Below are 18,017 nucleotides of genomic sequence, written 5' to 3'. Positions count from 1 at the left end.
GGCGTGCATCTGTGCTCAACCTCTATCTCTGAAGAGTAAATAACCCCATGAAAGAACTCGATCTGTACATCGGTGAAGGTTTCGAAGGTCCGGGCGTCAACGCCGCGCACATCAACATTCTGATCGGTCCGCGCAACGGGCCGGCGGGGCAGGCGTTTGCCAACAGCCTGGCGTCGCCAAGCCAGGGACATTGCCCCTTCATGGTCATCGCGCAGCCCAATATTCCGGTCAAACCGATGACCCTCTACGTCAACAAAGCCGTGATCAACAGCGACTTGCACGGTAACGCCACATGGGGTGCATCGCAGGCCGGGATTGCCAAGGCCGTATTGGAAGCACTGCTCGACGGCACCTTGCCACCGGAGGCCGAAAACGAGTGGGCGATCGTCACCGCGAACTGGGTCAACCCGGCCTGTGATGACCTGGATGCGGTCTACCTGAACAACTATAACGCCTGCCGCACGGCGATCCGTGCCGCGCTGACCGGCAAGCCGGAAACCGCGCAACTGGCGGACGTGGTCAATCACATCAGCAACCCTTTCTACACGCCAAAAGCCTGAGGTCCGCGCCATGCAATACATTCGTCTGGGCCACTCTGGCCTGCAAGTCTCCCGCCTGTGCCTGGGCACCATGAACATGGGCACCCCGGATTGGAAACCGTGGATCTTCGATGAGAAGAAAAGCGAGCCGATCGTTGCGCACGCGCTGGACAACGGCGTGAATTTCATTGACCTCGCCGACTTCTATTCCGCCGGTGTCGGCGAAGAAGTGGTCGGGCGTATCGTCAAGCGCCTGGCCCGTCGCGAAGACCTGGTGATCACCACCAAAGTCGGTTACGGCACCCGCACCGGGATCAACGCCAGCGGTCATTCGCGCAAGCACATCATGGACAGCATCGATGCCTCGTTAAAGCGTCTGAACATGGATTACGTCGATGTGTTCATGCTGCATTACTTCGATGTGAACACCCCGGTCGAAGAAACCATGAGCGCCATGAACGACATCGTGCGTTCCGGCAAGGCCCGCTACATCGGCGTGTCGACCATGCTTACCGGGCAACTTGCAAAGATCCTCATGGCTTGCGAGCGCAATGGTTGGGTCAAGCCGATCAACATGCAGCTGCAGCTCAATTGCGCTTACCGCGAAGAAGAGCGCGAGATGATTCCGTTCTGCCGCGATCAGGGCCTGGGCGTCTCGGTGTTCAGTCCTTTGGCTCGCGGGTTGTTGACCGGTGATGTGCAATCGACCCGCAACCAGACCGACTTCTTTACCCAACAGATGTACAGCGACGAAGCCTCGTTCCAGATCGCGCATTCGGTACAACGTGTGGCCCGTGCTCGTGGTGTATCCAACGCCCAGATCGCGCAGGCCTGGGTCGCCAACCATCCGGGCGTGGATTGCATGCTCGTGGGCGCCGACACCACTGAACAGTTCGACAGTGCCCTGGCGGCGTTGGAGACCAGGCTTGACGCCGAAGAACTGCAGGAACTGGAACGCAACTACACCCCGTGCGACGTGATTAACGATTACACCGCCGGCAAGCGCATCTTGCGTTCGGCCCGTCCAGGTCTGGAACGCTTCAATCTGACCGAGGCTGTGGCATGAGCGCACTGATCCGTAACGGCAATTACATCGACGGCCAGTGGTCCAGCGATGGTCCGACTTACCCGGTTTTCAACCCGGCGAACGGGGAGTTAATCACCGACGTACAAAAAGCCGGAGCAGAGGAAACCTGTCTGGCCATCGACGCCGCCAATCGTGCCTTGCCAGCCTGGCGCAAATTGACCGCCAAGGAGCGCAGCCAGAAGCTCAAGCGCTGGAGCGAGTTGATGTTGAGCAACCAGAAGGACCTGGCCACGTTGCTCAGTCGCGAACAGGGCAAACCACTGGCTGAAGCCATGGGCGAAGTCGTCTACGCCGCAAGCTTTCTGGAGTGGTTCGCTGAAGAAGCCAAGCGCGCCTATGGCGACGTGATACCGAGCCACAAGGCAGACGCGCGGATCATCGTGGTCAAGGAAGCCATTGGCGTGGTCGCGGCAATCACCCCGTGGAATTTCCCGCTGGCCATGGTCACTCGCAAAGTCGGCCCGGCATTGGCGGCGGGTTGCACGATGATTCTCAAGCCCTCGGAAGAAACGCCTTTGTCGGCGTTTGCCCTGGCCGTATTGGCCGAGCAGGCGGGCATACCGGCCGGTGTGTTTAACGTTGTTTCCGGTGACGCGGTCGCGATTGGCGGGGCACTGCAAGCCTCTGGCATTGTGCGCAAGCTGTCCTTCACCGGCTCCACCCGCACCGGCAAACTGCTGATGCGCCAGGCCGCCGACACCCTGAAAAAAGTCTCTCTGGAACTGGGTGGCAACGCGCCGTTCATTGTCTTCGACGACGCCGACCTGGACGCGGCCGTGAAAGGCGCCATGGCCTCGAAATTTCGCAATACCGGGCAAACCTGCGTCTGCGTGAACCGCTTCTTCATTCAGGACGGCGTGTACGAAGCCTTCACCGGCAAACTCGCCGAAGCCGTGGCGGCCATGCGCGTTGGCAGCGCACTGGATGGTGAAACCGAACAAGGTCCGTTGATCAACTCTGCGGCGCTGGCGAAGGTCGAACTGCATGTCGGCGATGCCTTGGAGAAGGGCGCCCAGCTGTTGTGCGGTGGCCGTCGCCACGCGCTCGGCGGCACATTTTATGAGCCGACCATCCTCGCCGAAGCCAACAGCGACATGCTCATCGCCCAGGACGAGACCTTCGGGCCGGTGGCGGCGTGCTTCCGCTTCAAGGACGAAGCCGAAGTACTGCAAAAGGCCAACGACACGCCCTACGGCTTGTCGGCTTATTTCTACAGCCGCGATATCGGCCGCGTCTGGCGCATGGCCGAAGGCCTGGAAGCCGGCATGGTCGGAATCAACGAAGGGATCATTTCCACGGAAGTGGCGCCGTTCGGTGGCATCAAGGAATCGGGCCTGGGGCGTGAGGGTTCGAAGTACGGTCTGGATGACTACCTGGAAATCAAATACCTGCTGATGGGTGGCCTTTAAGGTCTCAAACTCCTGTGGGCGCGAGCGGGCTCGCGCCCACACAAGTTAACGGTTTCATTTCTCCGTCAATAACAACAATGGGAGACGTACATGTCCGTTCAACCAACAAAAATCGACGACCTGCCCATCGGGCGCTTTCACCTGAAAATCGCCGGTCTGACCTTCGGCGCGCACTTTACCGATGGCTACATCCTTGGCCTGATCGGTATTGCATTCACATTGCTCAGTCCACAGATGCAGCTTGATGCGTTCTGGCAAGGGTTGATCGGTGCTTCGGCCTTGATCGGGCTGTTTCTCGGCAGTCTGTTTTTCGGCTGGATTTCCGACAAAGTGGGGCGGCAGAAAATCTTCCTGGTCAGCTTCGTGCTGATCACCCTCGCTTCTTTGATGCAGTTCTATGCGGAAACGGCGATGGGGTTATTTCTCTGCCGAGTGTTGATCGGCATCGGGTTGGGCGGTGATTTCAGCGTCGGTCACGCCATGCTGGCCGAGTTTGCACCGAAGAAACATCGCGGTGTGCTGCTGGGATCATTCAGCGTGATCTGGACCTTCGGATACGTCGCTGCGACTTTCGTCGGCACCGCCATGCTCAGCCTGGGCGACGATGCCTGGCGCTGGATGCTGGCTTCGTCGGCCATTCCGGCAGCGTTGATCCTGATTGCCCGCATTGGCACGCCAGAGTCGCCGCGCTGGTTGGTGAATCAGGGCCGAATCGCCGAGGCACGAGCGATCGTCAAGAAGCACTTGGGCGACAACATTGAACTAGACGAAACCCGATCCACCGAAACCCGTTCCGGCTACGCCGTGCTGTTCAGCCGTGAATACCGCAAACGCACCGCGTTCAATTGCCTGTTCTTCGTCTGCATCGTGATGCCGTACTTCGCCATTTACACCTTTCTGCCGTCGATTCTGCAGAAAATGGGCCTTGCCGAAGGTTTTGGCACCGAACTGATGCTGAACATGCTGCTGATCCTCGGTGCGCTGATCGGGATCTGGTGCACGATCAAATTCTCCCGCCGGGGGTTCCTGATCAACTCGTTCATTATTCTGGCCGTTGCGTTGTTCGGGTTGGCGGTGTTGCCGAGTAGCGCTGCGTTCTTGATGGTGTTGGTGTTTGGCTTGTTTACCCTGGTGTTGTCGGCGGTCAGCAACCTGGTGGGCGTGTTCCCGGCCGAGAGCTTTCCCACCGAAGTGCGGGCCAGCGGGATTGGCCTGGCGACCGCGGTCAGCCGTTTGGGCTCGGCAGTGAGTACGTTCCTGTTGCCGGTGAGCGTAGCGGGGATTGGCCTGAGCCCGACGATGGGCATTCTGGCGGCGATTCTGGCGCTGGGTGCGTTGCTGTCCTGGGCTTGGGCGCCGGAGACTAAATCGTTGACGCTGAGCCAGGCGTGCAAGGCGCAGAGTCCGGTAGAGGGTGGGGCAACGGTGGCAGTGAAGGCAGTTGCCCCGGTTTAACAGACGGTCAAAGTCCCAATGTGGGAACGAGCAAGCTCGCTCCCACAAGGAACGTCGATGGCCTCAGGGATTACTGACCCGTTCCAGCCACTGCCTGAACAACCGTACTTTCGACAATCCTTGCTTGTCGTTCGCCACATCCAGCCAATACCCATACGGCCCGACCACTTCCACCGGGGTGATCGGCAACAAACTGCCGTGGGCCAGTTCCTTCTCGATCATTTGCCGGTCAATCACCGCCAACCCGCCGCCAGCCAATGCCGTGTGAATCACCTGGTCCAAGGTGCTGAATTCCAGCCCCTGAGCGGCATCCACATCGTCCCGTCCCATCGCCGCCAACCAGTTCTCCCAGACCTTCAATCGCTTGCCGTCGTGCAAAATGTGCAGCAATGGAAATTGGCGCAGGTCCGGCGGTTGCCCGTCGCTGAAGAGCTCCGGGCTGGCCACCGCGATGTGCCGTTCCATCACCAGTAACTGACTGCTGCAATGACTGGCGGTGTCGAGGCCGAAGCGGATGTGGCAATCGATGTCCGCGAGGTTGTCGTGGCCGGTCTGATTGGTCACGCTCAGGCTGATGTCCGGATAACGCTGGCAGAATTCGCGCAGATGCGCCGACAACCAGCGTGTCGCCCAGGTGGGTGGGGCAAGAATGCGCAGACGCTGGCGCAGGTTGGGTACACGCACGGCTTGCAAGGCCCGTTCGATATGATCGAAGGCTTCCGTCAGGTGGGGGGAGAGGGCGATGCCGGCTTCGGTCAATGACAAACCCTGGGGCGTGCGGATAAAGAGCGCTACGCCGAGGTAGTCTTCGAGTTGTTTGATTTGGCGGCTGACGGCACCCTGGGTGACGTTCAGCCCCAGCGCGGCCTGGCTGAAGCTGCGATGCCGCGCAACCTCTTCGAAGACGCGCAGCATGTTGAGCGAGGGCAGTTGTCGCATGGGAGATGGCTCCGCACCTGCCTCGGGTGTCACGTCGGGCCGGTTTATTATTTTTGGATTGTTTGAGCGGCCTATCTGACTATCAGGAGGGGGCTGATGCAAGTGTTGTCTGGACGGGCGTCTTCGCGGGCGAGCCCGCACCCACAGGTTCGGTGATCCTTGTGGGCGCGAGCTGGCTGGCGAGGGTGCCCTCAGACGCCCGAAAACGCCTGATCAGAAGTAATAGCCGATGTTCATATACAGCTGGTTTTCCCACTGGTCGCTACCACCCGCCCCCAGGCTCTGGGTGTAGCTGCTGCCTCCGATGTAGGGGTCGTTCTTGCCGTAGATCCACTCCGTCGCGACCCACAGTTTGCTCAGTGAGAACGAAGTTCCGAGGATCACCCGTTGCGAGGTCTTGAAATCGTCGGCGGATTTATCGAAGGCACTGTAGTTGACGTACAGCTTCACGCCGCTGACCTGATCGAACAGGTATTTGCCGGCCACGTCATAACTCACATCTGCCACGTATAGATTGCCGCGACTGGCAACGTTGTAGGTGCCGTCATAACCACCCAGCGTCACCACTTCATCGGTCCCCGGATTGCGCGGTGACATCTGCTGTCGCGCTGCTTGCAGCTGCACGCCCCAGGGGCCGTTCTTGCCCAGGTAATGCACGGCCACTGCGTTGCGGCGCCCGTCATTGTGAGTGTCCTTGTTCTCCAGGGACGAGGTCAGACCGGAGAGCCCGACTTCGGATTTCCATGGCCCCAGGTCCAGTGCCTTGGCGACTCGCAGCACGACGGTGTTGCGTTCCTGGTTATCGCTGCCGTCGGCGACGTAGCTGTCTGCCTCGGACACTACGCTGGAGAATGTCACGCCTTTGCTGGTGCCTTTGCCTTGCCATGCCGGGCGCAAGTAGTAGCCAGCCTGCAGGTTCCAGTCACCGCTTTGCTGAATGTACCTGGCGCCGATCTGTTGCACATCTTCCAGGCCGATAACGTTGCCCAGGGTTTCGTAGAAGGTACTGCCGAAGTACGGCTGCAAGCCGAATGGCACGGTGTCCAGCCCCACGTGCACTTGCTGCTCGGGGTTGAACTTGTAGCCGACCCACGCAAGTTTGGCGAATTGGATATCGCCATAGTCTTTAGTGTACTGATAGGGATAGGAGCGCCCGTAGAAACGGTATTGAGCCTCGCCGATCCAGGTGTCGGAGTTGTACTTGGCGCTGAGGAACACGGTGTCCAGGCCGAACTTCTGAATGTCGCGATCCGGGTCGTAATCCCACCGGGCGCGAATCGCGCCGCCCAGGTCGAGGTTGTCAGTGACCTGTACCGCCATGGCAGGGGCGGCAAAGGAGCAGAGCAAAGCAAGGAAAGACGGACTAAGGCGCAGGGAAGCAGGGAAATGCATGGGGCCACTCTCGGTTATTTTTATTAGAGATGCCGGCCAGTCTTGCGATGAGCGATGCGTTGAACAAACGATAAAAAATGTGAGAGAACCTTCGCCAAATGCATGTTACTGAGAAAATCCTGTAGGACAATGCGCGGCGGGCATGGGATGCTTTGCGTCTTGTCACCCTAATTGAGTGCCTTTCCATGAAACGCAAAATGCCCGGCCTCAACGCGCTTAAAGCCTTTGAAGTGGCCGGCAGCACGGGCAGCTTCACCCGCGCCGCCGAGCTGTTGAACGTGACCCAGAGCGCTGTCAGCCGCCAGGTGCGTCAGCTGGAGGAACAGCTCGACGAGAGTTTGCTGGAGCGGCGACACCATCACCTCGAACTGACCAGTGCCGGTCGGATCTTGCTGCGGGCGCTGCATCAATCCTTCGACAAAATCGAACTGACGGTGCGCAGCATCCAGCAGAAAACCCATTCCAATCGCCTGCACATCAACGCGCCTCCCACCTTCACCAATCGCTGGCTGATGCCGCGTCTGGGGCGTCTGCGCGAGAAGCATCCGGAACTGGAATTAAGCATCACCACGCGTTTGCAGGACAGCCTGGCCGAAACCAGCACACTGGACTGCGCGATCCGGTTCGGCGATGGCGAATGGGATGGCCTGGACAGTTCGCTGCTGATCCAGGAGCGCCATATCGCGGTGTGTGCTCCGTCCTTGTATGCGCGGGAGTGGAGCGGGCAGGGCATCGACCTAAATCGCCTGACCTTGCTGCATGTACTGGCCCGGGAAGACCAACGCTACCTGACCTGGAAACATTGGCTGGACGCCGCGCGTATCACCGGTGTCGACACCCAGGGCGGGTACGAATTCGACCTGCTGGACCTGGCGATCCGCGCGGCGATCGACGGCCTGGGAATCACCATCGCCGACTGGCACATGGTTGCTTCGGAATTGGCCAGCGGGCAGTTGACCCAGGTACTCAACGTGCATGTCGACGGCCATCAATCCTACTGGCTCGTCACTCGGCCGGAGCAAACACTGATGCCGCAATTACAAGTGTTCAGTCAGTGGCTCCAGGAAGAGATCTGGTTGGCGCACAGGCAGCTCGAGCCGTCGACTGCCGCCAGCTGATTCCCGCAGGGAAACTCACTCGTCTATGGAGTAACCTGCATTTTTAGCATGTTACATCGCTCAATAAATCGTTTGTTCAACGCCATTCAGATGCCAAGACTGCAAGCACTGGATAAAAACAACGATGGGCGATGCACATGCGAATCGAGCGAAATTTTGTTAACGGTCACTTTGTCGAACCTGCCAGCGAGGCGCTGATCGCGGTGTACAACCCGGCGACCGAAGCCTTGGTGGGGCACGTCTCGGCGGCCACGGCCGATGAAGCCACGGCTGCGGTCAACGCGGCCGCCGCCGCGCAGAAATCCTGGGGGAAACTCACCAGCATTGAGCGCGCCGAACACTTGCGTTCGTTGGCCGACGCCCTTGACGCCTGCGCCGAACACATCGGTGAAGCCCTGGCTGCCGAATCCGGCAAGAGTGTCGCCGACGCCAGTAATGAAGCCCGTTATGCCGCACAGATCACCCGTTATCACGCCGAGTGGGCGCGCCGGATCGAAGGCGAGATCATTCCCAGCGACAGCCCGAACGAAAACCTGTTCCTGCACCGTGAACCGATTGGCGTGGTCGCGTGCCTGATTCCGTTCAACTACCCGGTCTACACCTTGCTGCGCAAAATCGCCCCGGCGCTGATTGCCGGCAATACCGTGGTCGTGCGCCCGAGCAACAACACCCCGACCTCGGCATTCGAGATCGCCAAGGCGGTGCAGCAATCCGGCCTGCCGGACGGTGTGGTGAATATCCTGACCATGGATCACGCCACGGCCGCTGTCTTATGCACCCACAAGGTTGTCGGTCTGATCACCCTGACCGGTAGCGTCAACGCCGGGCGCATCGTGCTCGATTACTGCAAGGCCAACATTGCCAAGCCGTCGCTGGAACTGGGCGGCAAGACGCCGGCGATCATTGAGGCCGACGCCGACCTGGAAGCCGCCGCTTCTGCAATCGTCGCCTCCAAGACCACCCACTGTGGCCAGTTATGCACGGCCGTAGAGCGGGTTTACGTACAGGACAGCGTTTATGACGAATTCCTCGTATTGCTCAAAGCCAAAATGGGCGCGGTGAAATCCGGCAATCGCGCGACCGATGCCAGCTTGATGGGGCCATTGGTCAGCGCCAGTGCGCAGCAGAACATCCACCAGATGGTCGAACGTGCCATCGCCGACGGTGCTGTACTGGAAACAGGCGGTTTTATCCCGCAAGGCAGCGGTCATTTTTATCCGGCGACGCTGCTCAGCGGCTGCCGCCAGGACATGGAGATCGTTCAAGAGGAAATCTTCGGCCCGGTGTTGCCGGTCCTCAAGTACCGCGACATCGACGAAGCGCTGGCCATGGCCAACGACCATCAGTTCGGCCTGTCTTCGGTGCTGTACACCGAGAATTACCGCACCACGATGAAAGTCGCCAACGCCATTGAAGCCGGCGAGTTGTACGTCAATCGCACGCCGGCCGATCCTTACCAGGGCTTCCACGCCGGCTGGAAATGCTCCGGTCTGGGCGGCGATGACGGCAAGCACGGCATGCTCGAATTCACTCAGACCCGTCTTGTGGTCATGAAGTACTGATCCACCTGCAACACGCCTCACGCATCACCTATAAAAACAATTATCAGGGGCGTCCGGACCACCGGGCTGCCCGAGGTCTTCCAGATGTCCAAGCATGCATCCACTGCTGCCGCTGTTCAGGGTTCGAACGCGGGTTCAAAAAGTCACAGCGACAAGGCAAGTCGTTACGTCCAACTGATGCTCCTGGTGCTGGCCGCCGGCGCGATCTATCCCATTCTGTATCTGCGCCAGGTCTACCAGACCACCATGCTCGACGTGTTCCAGATCAACCACAGCGAGCTGGGTTATCTGTATTCGATGCTGGGCACGATCTTTCTCCTCAGTTATTTGCCCAGTGGTTGGCTGGCCGACCGAATCGCCCCACGTTTTCTGATTTTCTTCTCGTTGGTCGCCACCGGTGTATTAGGCCTTTGGTATTCCACTGCGCCATCGATGACAGGCTTGATGATCATTTTCGGATGCTGGGGCCTGACCACCGGCCTGACCTTCTGGGCCTCGGTGCTCAAGCGCGTGAAGATGATCGCTCATCACACTGAACAGGGCCGGTTCTTCGGCATCCTCGATGGCGGTCGCGGGCTGGTCGAAGCCTTGCTGGCAACCATCGCACTCGGGCTGTTTGCCTTCGCCACCGAAACCCGTGGCGAGTCAGCTGCCGAGGGCTTCAAGCACGTGGTTTATCTGTATGCCTTCACCTGTATTGCCATCGGCTGTGTGCTGGTACTGATCAAGGACCCAAAGTCCATGGAAGACACGGCGGCGGTGGAGAAGGGCAAGTACAACCTGCTCAGCGACCTGACCACCCTGGTGAAAATTCCTGAGCTGTGGCTGGTCACTGCCATCGTGTTCTGCGGCTATCACATCTTCTGGGCGACCTACAGCTTCTCCGATTACCTGCAAGGCGGCGGCATGACCGCGGTGATGGCCGGCACCATCACCACCATCAAACTGTGGATGCGGCCTATCGGCGGCATCGGCGGTGGCTGGCTGGGTGACAGGTTCTCGAACATTTCGGTACTGATCGTGGCGCTGTTTCTCGCGACGCTGGCGATGGTCGGTCTGATCGTATTCCCGGCGCTCAACAGCATGGGGCTGCTGGTCGGCACTGTGATCTTCATCGGCCTGATGACCTACGCCATTCGTGGTCTGTACTGGGCGATTCTCGACACCTGCAACGTTCCGCTGCGTATCACCGGCCTGGCCATTGGCATTGTCTCGGTGGTCGGGTACTTGCCCGACGCCTTCATTCCCTTGATCAACGGCTACCTCACCGAGCATTACCCCGGCGCCTTTGGTTACAAGCTGTATTTCGGCTACATCGCTTTCGTCGGCCTGCTCGGGACCCTGGCGGCCCTGACCTTGCGCGCTCGTATTAACCGTAAATCTTCAATCAAGACAGGTGCCTGAGATGAAAATCGTCGCCCTTGAAACTCATATCGTTGCCGTACCACCACCGCACGTCGGCGGCATGTACTGGTTGTTCGTCAAGCTCAAGACTGATTGCGGCATCGAAGGCGTCGGTGAAATCTACGCCGCGACCTTCGGCCCCAAAGCCATGCTGCCGATCATCGAAGACGTGTTCGAACGCTACCTGCTCAACCACGACCCGCATCACATCGAACGCTTTTTCCGCCAGGCGTACTCGAGTGGTTTCACCCAGCGACCGGACCTGACCATGATGGGCGTGGTCAGCGGCCTGGAGATGGCGTGCTGGGACATCATCGGTAAAGCCGCCAACAAGCCGGTGTATGAATTGCTCGGCGGCAAGGTCAACGAACGCCTGCGTTCCTACACCTACTTGTACCCGGTCAACAGCCAAGGTGAGTACGACTACGACGACCCGGACCTGGCCGCCGAGTGCGCCATCGAGAACATGAACAAAGGCTTCACCGCCGTGAAGTTTGACCCCGCCGGGCCCTACACCGCGTACTCCGGGCACCAGATTTCCCTGGAAGTGCTGGAACGCTGCGAAACCTTCTGCCGCAAGATCCGCGAAGCGGTGGGCGACAAGTGCGACCTGCTGTTTGGCACCCACGGACAAATGGTGCCGTCCTCGGCGATTCGCCTGGCCAAACGTCTGGAGAAATACGATCCGCTGTGGTTCGAAGAACCGGTGCCGCCAGGTCAGGAAGCCGCCATGGCACAAGTCGCGGCCAAGACCAGCATCCCGATTGCCACTGGCGAACGCCTGACCACCAAGTACGAATTCTTCAAGCTGCTGCAGGCCGGGGGCGCCTCGATCCTGCAGATGAACGTCGCCCGTTGCGGCGGTCTGCTGGAAGCGAAAAAGATCGCCAGCATGGCCGAGGCTTATTACGCCCAAATCGCTCCACACCTCTACAACGGACCGATCGGTGCCGCCGCCAGTTTCCAGTTGGCGACTTGTACGCCGAATTTCCTGATTCAGGAAAGCATCATGACCTGGGGCGGTTTCCACGCCGAGGTCTTGACCAAGCCGCTGCAATGGGAGGACGGCTACATCATTCCGTCCACCGAACCAGGCCTGGGCGTGGAGTTGAACATGGACGTGGTGCGCAAGCATTCGCCCTACACCGGTGAGCGCCTGCACCTGCAAATGGCGCCGATGCCGGCTGACGTCAAAGACATATCGCCAGCCCGTGGCTGACGGGATTTGCCGCCCATGACGGGCGGCTTTTTGTAAAACGACTTACGCGGTAACCGTGCATGACTTACGACTACATCATCGCTGGCGCTGGCGCCGCAGGCTGCATCCTCGCCAATCGGCTCTCGGCTTCGGGCAAACACTCGGTACTGTTGCTGGAGGCCGGCGGCAAGGACAGTTCCCTGTGGTTCAAAATCCCGGTTGGCTTCGCCAAAATGTATTACAACCCGACCTTCAACTGGATGTACTACAGCCAGCCGCAAAAACAGCTGAACAACCGTGAAATCTACGCGCCTCGCGGAAAAGTCCAGGGCGGGTCGGGCTCGATCAACGCGATGATCTATGTCCGTGGCCAGGCCCATGACTTCGACGACTGGGCGGCCAACGGCAATGAAGGCTGGGGCTTCAAGGACGTGTTGCCGTACTTCCGCAAACTGGAAAACCATCCGCTGGGCGACACGGAGTATCACGGCGGCAGCGGTCCGATCAGCATTACGCCGATGAAGGGCCAGACTCATCCCATTTGCGATGTGTTCCTCAAAGGTTGCGACGAACTCGGCTACCCGCACAGCGATGATTTCAACGGGCCGAGGTTCGAAGGCTCGGGGATCTACGACGTCAATACCCGCAACGGCCAGCGTTGCTCCAGCAGTTTTGCGCACCTGCATCCGGCATTGAGTCGACCGAACTTGACGGTCGAGCATTATGCGTTGGTCGATCGAGTGCTGTTCGATAACGCCCGTGCGACAGGGATTTCCATTAGCCAGCATGGCGTGGTGCGGACCTTTACCGCGAACAAGGAAGTCATCCTCTGTGCCGGCGCCGTGGACACTCCGAAGATTCTGCAATTGTCCGGTGTTGCCGATCAGGCGCTGCTGGCCAGGCACAACATTCCGTTGATCAAGCACTTGCCAGCGGTAGGACAAAACCTGCAAGACCACCTGTGCGCCAGTTATTACTACAAAGCCAATATCCCAACGCTCAATGATCAACTGAGTTCGTTGTTCGGCCAGTTCAAGCTGGGTTTGAAATACCTGTTTACCCGTAAGGGCGCATTGGCAATGAGCGTCAATCAGGCGGGTGGGTTCTTTCGTGGCAATGAACAGCAGGCCAACCCGAACTTGCAGCTGTACTTCAACCCGCTTTCGTACCAGATTCCGAAAAACAACAAAGCCAGCCTCAAGCCCGAACCCTACTCCGGCTTCCTGTTGTGCTTTAACCCCTGCCGTCCGACCAGTCGGGGCCACATCGAGATTGCTTCAAAAAATCCTCGGGACGCGGCGCTGATCGATCCGAATTACCTGAGCACGCAAAAGGACATCGATGAAGTGATTCAGGGCAGCCGCTTGATGCGCAAAATCATGCAGGCCCCCGCACTCAAAGGCATCACGGTCGAGGAAGTATTGCCGGGGCCCGCCATCGAAAGTGACGAACAGATGCTGCAGTATTTTCGAGAAAACAGCGGTTCGATTTATCACCTGTGCGGCTCCTGTGCGATGGGCACGGACGAGCAGCGGTCGGTGGTCGACAAACGCCTTAAAGTTCATGGATTAGACAACTTGCGCATTGTCGATGCGTCCATTTTTCCTAACGTGACGTCCGGCAATACCCATGCGGCCGTGTTGATGGTGGCAGAGAAGGGGGCCGATCTGATTCTGCAGGACGCCTGATTTATCGCCTCGGTGTATCAAAAATGAATTTCCTGCAGATCCGCTGCTCATACCTGTAGGCAGCGGTTTTGAGCCTGCGAATTCATTAGGTAATCAGGGAGTGGCAAAGTCATGTGTCCAACACCGACGGCGGGCGAGCAGCTTCCTGGCAGGTTGATTCTGGTGGTTGAAGATGACCCGCTTATTCTTGAGTTTCTCTGCGAAATTCTTCAGGAAGAAGGTTTCATGGTTGAACCGCAAGTCAGCGCGGATGCCGCATCGGAATACCTGAAAAAACACGCCAACGAGGTCGGTCTGTTGTTGACGGACATCACCATGCCCGGAAAGCGGAACGGCGCGGATCTGGCCAATGAGTTCGGCGATCGCTGGCCCGGCAAGCCGATCATGATCATGTCCGGTTTTGAAACTCCCAAATCCTCCGGGGTCCGGCATAAGGTGTCGTTCATCAAGAAACCCTGGGCGTTGGGACAACTGCTGGATTGTGTCGAGGCGGCCTTCAAGTCGCGACAGTAAGTGTCGCTCGTGTACATTAACGGACCTGCCTGACACACGAAGGAAGCTTATCCTTGTCTGCCCACAACTCCGTTTTTAGTACGCCGTATCGCGCGTTCCTGTTCGATATGGACGGCACTGTCCTCAACTCCATCGCCGCCGCCGAGCGGATCTGGACCACCTGGGCCCTGCGCCACGGCGTGGATGTCGAGTCCTTCCTGCCGACCATTCACGGCGCCCGCGCCATCGACACCATTAATCGTCTGGCGTTGTCCGGAGTGGATGCCAAGGCCCAAGCCGACTGGATCACCGAAGCGGAAATCGAGGACGTGGAGGGGGTGGTCGAAGTGGCCGGTGCGGCGAACTTCCTCAGGTCCCTGCCCAAGAATCAATGGGCCATCGTCACCTCGGCACCGCGAGCACTGGCGGTGCGCCGGATGGCGGCAGCAGGGATTCCCGAACCCGATGTCATGGTCACCGCCGAAGACGTCAGCGCCGGCAAACCGGACCCAGCGGGCTATCGCCTGGCGGCTCAACGGCTAGGCCTCGAGGTGACTGACTGCCTGATCTTTGAAGATGCCGCCGTGGGGATACTTGCGGCGGAGGCGGCAGGGGCGGACCTTGTGATCATCACCTCGACTCATGACCATCCGATTCAGACGGTGCATGCCACGCTGGCCAGCTACGACTTGATGACCGTGCACGTAGATTCCGGTGGTCAAATCCGCCTCCACACCCTTTAAAGGGTTCAAGAAATCCCTCATCCGCCCCCCTGACCGCTAATGCTCACGCCGTCATCTGCGACCTGGCATTACGTCGAATGACCTGCGGCGGTTGGCCGAACGCCCGGAGGAAGGCTTCGCGCATGCGGCGGCGGTCGGTGAAGCCGGCCTCGGCGGCGATCTGGTCGAGGGTCAGCCGTCCGCGCTCGAGCATTTGCCGCGCCGCCTCCAGGCGCAGATTTTCGATGGCCTTGGCCGGGGACTGCCCGGTCTCGGCGCGGAAGGTGCGGCTGAATTGTCGTGGGCTGAGGCGTGCCACTTCCGCCAGTTGCTCCACCGATAACGCCGATGTCAGGTGTTCCCGGGCGTAGCCGAGGACGGTCTGAATGCGGTCGGATTTGGGCTCCAGTTCCAGCAAGGCCGAATGCTGCGACTGACCACCCGCGCGGCGCTGATACATCACCAGTTTCTGCGCCACCGAACGGGCCAGGTCGGCGCCATGATCCTTTTCAACCATCGCCAGCGCCAGGTCGATGCCCGCGGTCATGCCGGCGGAGGTCCAGATGGAACCGTCGACCACGTAAATACGATCATCTTCCACTTTGATCGAGGGAAACCGCGCTTGCAGGTCCCGCGCATAGGCCCAATGCGTGGTGGCCCGCCGTCCGTCGAGCAGGCCGGCCTGGGCCAGCACGAATGCCCCCGAGCAGATCGACGCCGTGCGCCGGGCGGTTTTCACGCTGTCGCGCAGGTACGCCAACACACCCTCGGGCGCCTGCTCGAGAATCGAATCGCCGCCGACCACGATGACCGTGTCGAACACGCGCTCATCAAACGCCTGGGTGCCGACACTCAAGCCGCCGGAAGCCCGCAGGGAGCGACCCTCCTCAGAGATCACGCTGACCTCGTAAAGCGCTTCGCCAGCGCTGAAGTTGGCGTATTCGAACACCGGCATCGCCGCCAACGCCATGGACTGGAACCCCTCGAAAACCACGAACGCCACGGAAGTCATGATGGTGCCCTCAAAAGCCAATGTCCGAAAAACGTACTTTAAACGTCATTTGAGACGAGCGTCAGTCAATTTATAACAGTTCACACCCGGCGACCTTATCGCCTCACTGTGAAGGAAATTGAACATGGCTCTTTCATCCAAAGGCACTGCACTGATCACTGGCGCTTCTTCGGGCATTGGCGCGGTCTACGCCGACCGTCTCGCCCGGCAGGGTTACGACCTGATTCTGGTCGCCCGCAGCCAGGGCAAACTCAACGCTTTGGCCAATCATCTGAGCAACGAAACCGGCCGCGCCGTGGAAGTGGTTGCTGCCGACCTCAAAGACAAGGCCGGCCTGCTGCGGGTTGAAAGCATTCTGCGCAACGACGCGAGCATCACCTTGCTGGTCAACAATGCCGGTGTTGGTGGCGTGATGCCGTTGCTCGGCAGCCCGGTGGACGACATGGACGCCATGATCAGCCTCAATGTCACCGCGCTGATGCGTCTGTCCTATGCCGTGGCGCCCGGCTTCGTCGCACGGGGCACCGGCACCGTGATCAACATTTCCTCCATCGTCGCAATCGCTCCAGAAATCCTCAACGGCGTTTACGGCGGGACCAAGGCTTTCGTGCTGGGCTTGAGCCAATCGATGCACCACGAACTGGCCGACAAGGGCATACGCGTTCAGGCGGTGTTGCCCGGCGCAACTGCCACCGATTTCTGGAGCGAGGCCGGCAACCCGGTGGAAAACCTGCCACAAGAGATCGTGATGTCCGCCGATGACATGGTCGATGCGGCGCTGGTCGGCCTGGCGAAGGGTGAAGTGGTCACCATCCCGGGCCTGCACGAGGCTGATAAATGGGACGCTTACGAAGCCCGGCGCCAAGTGCTGTCAGGCTCGTTCGGCCACTCATCGGCGGCACCGCGCTACCGGTAAACCGATAGCCCAGGGGCAGGGTGAACTAAGCTTGGAGAAGGATCGTTCATCACCGGCTCGCCGAAACCTCGACAGGCCGGTGCTGCCGAGGGAGCACACAATGCTTCACATCAGAACGCCTTTGATTCTGCACCCTGGCTTGTCAACGCCGACCCGGCGCATCTGGCTCAAGCTGGAAAACCTGCAACCCAGCGGCTCGTTCAAATTACGCGGCATGGGCCTTCTGTGCAGTCAGGCAAAGGACCAAGGCAAAAGCAAAGTCGTCTGTCCTTCCGGCGGCAACGCCGGTTTTGCCACCGCCATGGCCGCCGCTGCCCTCGGGCTGAAAGCCTGCATTATTGTGCCGCACACCACCCCGGAAACCACCCGTGCCAGGATCAGGAAAACCGGCGCCGAGGTCATCGTTCACGGCAAGGTCTGGGACGAGGCCAACCAACGGGCCAAAGCGCTTTCACAGGATGCGGATACCGAGTACGTGCCCGCCTTCGATCATCCCGTGCTGTGGGAAGGGCACAGCACCCTGATTGATGAAGTCCTCGAGGATTGCCCTCAAGTCGATGCGCTGGTGACGTCGGTAGGAGGCGGTGGATTACTGGCGGGGTTGCTGACAGGTTTGATCCGGCACCATCGCATGGACTGCCGGATCATCACCTGCGAAACCCGAGGCGCGGCCTCCTTTGCCGCCGCCGTCGAGGCCGGACATCCCGTCAGGCTGCCGCGTATCGACACCGTCGCGACATCGCTGGGCGCTGCGAAAGTGGCCGCGTGGCCGGTGCAGCACATCCGCGACTTTCCTCACGAATGCGTGGTACTCAGTGATGACGAGGCAATCATGGGCGTGGTGCGTTACGCCAACGACCTGCGCCAGTTGGTCGAACCGGCGTGCGGCGTTTCATTGGCGGTGGCCTATCTTGACCATCCGGCGATCGCCGAAGCCCATGACGTGGTGATTGTGGTGTGTGGCGGCGTCAGCATCAGCGCGCAGCTGGTGGCCGGGTGGGCGCGCTTGTCCGCGGGGTGAAGCAAAGAGGCAGGGCTGGAGACTATCCGGCTGTCGCGAGCCCCACCGTGACCTTTTCAACCT

The 18,017-nt window shown here is 59.6% G+C and carries 16 protein-coding genes; 13 read left to right on the top strand and 3 right to left on the bottom strand.

What is annotated here, in order from left to right; all coding sequences use genetic code 11:
* Nucleotides 1-47 precede the first annotated feature (47 nt).
* The 4 genes from fae to RHP74_RS18340 all read left to right on the top strand — a co-directional run bounded on the left by fae (nt 48) and on the right by RHP74_RS18340 (nt 4,490).
* Nucleotides 48-560: a formaldehyde-activating enzyme gene (gene fae, locus RHP74_RS18355; protein ID WP_311096006.1), complete on the top strand. Its 513-nt coding sequence runs from the start codon at nt 48-50 to the stop codon at nt 558-560.
* 10 nt (nt 561-570) lie between these two features.
* Nucleotides 571-1,605 carry an aldo/keto reductase gene (locus RHP74_RS18350; RefSeq protein WP_083376475.1) on the top strand — a complete coding sequence of 345 codons (1,035 nt, stop codon included), beginning with the start codon at nt 571-573 and terminating at the stop codon, nt 1,603-1,605.
* Nucleotides 1,602-3,035 (top strand): NAD-dependent succinate-semialdehyde dehydrogenase, encoded by a 1,434-nt coding sequence (locus tag RHP74_RS18345; RefSeq protein WP_311096005.1) that lies wholly within the window; start codon nt 1,602-1,604, stop codon nt 3,033-3,035. Before RHP74_RS18350 ends, RHP74_RS18345 begins: the two co-directional genes overlap by 4 nt.
* A 90-nt stretch (nt 3,036-3,125) precedes the next feature.
* The gene (locus RHP74_RS18340; protein WP_010455313.1) at nt 3,126-4,490 is read left to right on the top strand and encodes an MFS transporter; all 1,365 of its coding nucleotides are present in this window, start codon (nt 3,126-3,128) and stop codon (nt 4,488-4,490) included.
* Nucleotides 4,491-4,553: 63 nt separating this feature from the next.
* Here RHP74_RS18340 and RHP74_RS18335 read toward each other — a convergent pair whose 3' ends face one another.
* Together RHP74_RS18335 and RHP74_RS18330 are read right to left on the bottom strand one after the other, a co-directional pair.
* Nucleotides 4,554-5,429 carry a LysR substrate-binding domain-containing protein gene (locus RHP74_RS18335; protein ID WP_010455311.1) on the bottom strand — a complete coding sequence of 292 codons (876 nt, stop codon included), beginning with the start codon at nt 5,427-5,429 and terminating at the stop codon, nt 4,554-4,556.
* 213 nt (nt 5,430-5,642) lie between these two features.
* The gene (locus RHP74_RS18330) at nt 5,643-6,821 is read right to left on the bottom strand and encodes a hypothetical protein (protein WP_172791201.1); all 1,179 of its coding nucleotides are present in this window, start codon (nt 6,819-6,821) and stop codon (nt 5,643-5,645) included.
* Between the two features lie 185 nt (nt 6,822-7,006).
* Between RHP74_RS18330 and RHP74_RS18325 the strand changes: the two genes are divergently transcribed.
* The 7 genes from RHP74_RS18325 to RHP74_RS18295 all read left to right on the top strand — a co-directional run bounded on the left by RHP74_RS18325 (nt 7,007) and on the right by RHP74_RS18295 (nt 15,026).
* Nucleotides 7,007-7,939, top strand: coding sequence for a LysR substrate-binding domain-containing protein (locus RHP74_RS18325; protein ID WP_010455308.1), 933 nt, complete (start codon nt 7,007-7,009; stop codon nt 7,937-7,939).
* A 137-nt stretch (nt 7,940-8,076) separates the two neighbouring features.
* Nucleotides 8,077-9,501, top strand: coding sequence for an aldehyde dehydrogenase (gene aldA / locus RHP74_RS18320; protein ID WP_311100511.1), 1,425 nt, complete (start codon nt 8,077-8,079; stop codon nt 9,499-9,501).
* An 84-nt stretch (nt 9,502-9,585) separates the two neighbouring features.
* A complete protein-coding gene (locus RHP74_RS18315; RefSeq protein ID WP_010455304.1) occupies nt 9,586-10,905 on the top strand; it encodes a nitrate/nitrite transporter in 1,320 nt (439 codons plus the stop codon).
* A gap of 1 nt (nt 10,906) precedes the next feature.
* Nucleotides 10,907-12,124 (top strand): mandelate racemase/muconate lactonizing enzyme family protein, encoded by a 1,218-nt coding sequence (locus RHP74_RS18310; RefSeq protein ID WP_083376477.1) that lies wholly within the window; start codon nt 10,907-10,909, stop codon nt 12,122-12,124.
* Between the two features lie 59 nt (nt 12,125-12,183).
* Nucleotides 12,184-13,791, top strand: coding sequence for a GMC family oxidoreductase (locus RHP74_RS18305; protein ID WP_172791200.1), 1,608 nt, complete (start codon nt 12,184-12,186; stop codon nt 13,789-13,791).
* 111 nt (nt 13,792-13,902) lie between these two features.
* Entirely contained in the window at nt 13,903-14,304 is a 402-nt protein-coding gene (locus RHP74_RS18300) for a response regulator (protein ID WP_010455297.1), read from the top strand.
* A 53-nt stretch (nt 14,305-14,357) separates the two neighbouring features.
* The gene (locus tag RHP74_RS18295; protein WP_311096004.1) at nt 14,358-15,026 is read left to right on the top strand and encodes an HAD family hydrolase; all 669 of its coding nucleotides are present in this window, start codon (nt 14,358-14,360) and stop codon (nt 15,024-15,026) included.
* 43 nt (nt 15,027-15,069) lie between these two features.
* Here the strand turns inward: RHP74_RS18295 and RHP74_RS18290 are convergent, their stop codons facing one another.
* Nucleotides 15,070-16,017: a GlxA family transcriptional regulator gene (locus RHP74_RS18290; protein WP_077749447.1), complete on the bottom strand. Its 948-nt coding sequence runs from the start codon at nt 16,015-16,017 to the stop codon at nt 15,070-15,072.
* A 124-nt stretch (nt 16,018-16,141) separates the two neighbouring features.
* Here RHP74_RS18290 and RHP74_RS18285 point away from each other — a divergent pair, with 124 nt between their 5' ends.
* Nucleotides 16,142-16,933, top strand: a complete 792-nt coding sequence (locus tag RHP74_RS18285) for an SDR family oxidoreductase (RefSeq protein WP_311096003.1) — start codon at nt 16,142-16,144, stop codon at nt 16,931-16,933.
* 100 nt (nt 16,934-17,033) lie between these two features.
* Nucleotides 17,034-17,954: a pyridoxal-phosphate dependent enzyme gene (locus RHP74_RS18280; RefSeq protein WP_311096002.1), complete on the top strand. Its 921-nt coding sequence runs from the start codon at nt 17,034-17,036 to the stop codon at nt 17,952-17,954.
* The last annotated feature ends 63 nt before the right edge of the window (nt 17,955-18,017 follow it).

Source organism: Pseudomonas sp. SG20052 (genome assembly GCF_031766055.1).
GTDB lineage: Bacteria > Pseudomonadota > Gammaproteobacteria > Pseudomonadales > Pseudomonadaceae > Aquipseudomonas > Aquipseudomonas mandelii.
Note: the sequence above shows the minus strand (reverse complement) of the source record. Positions and strands in the feature narration are given on the sequence as shown.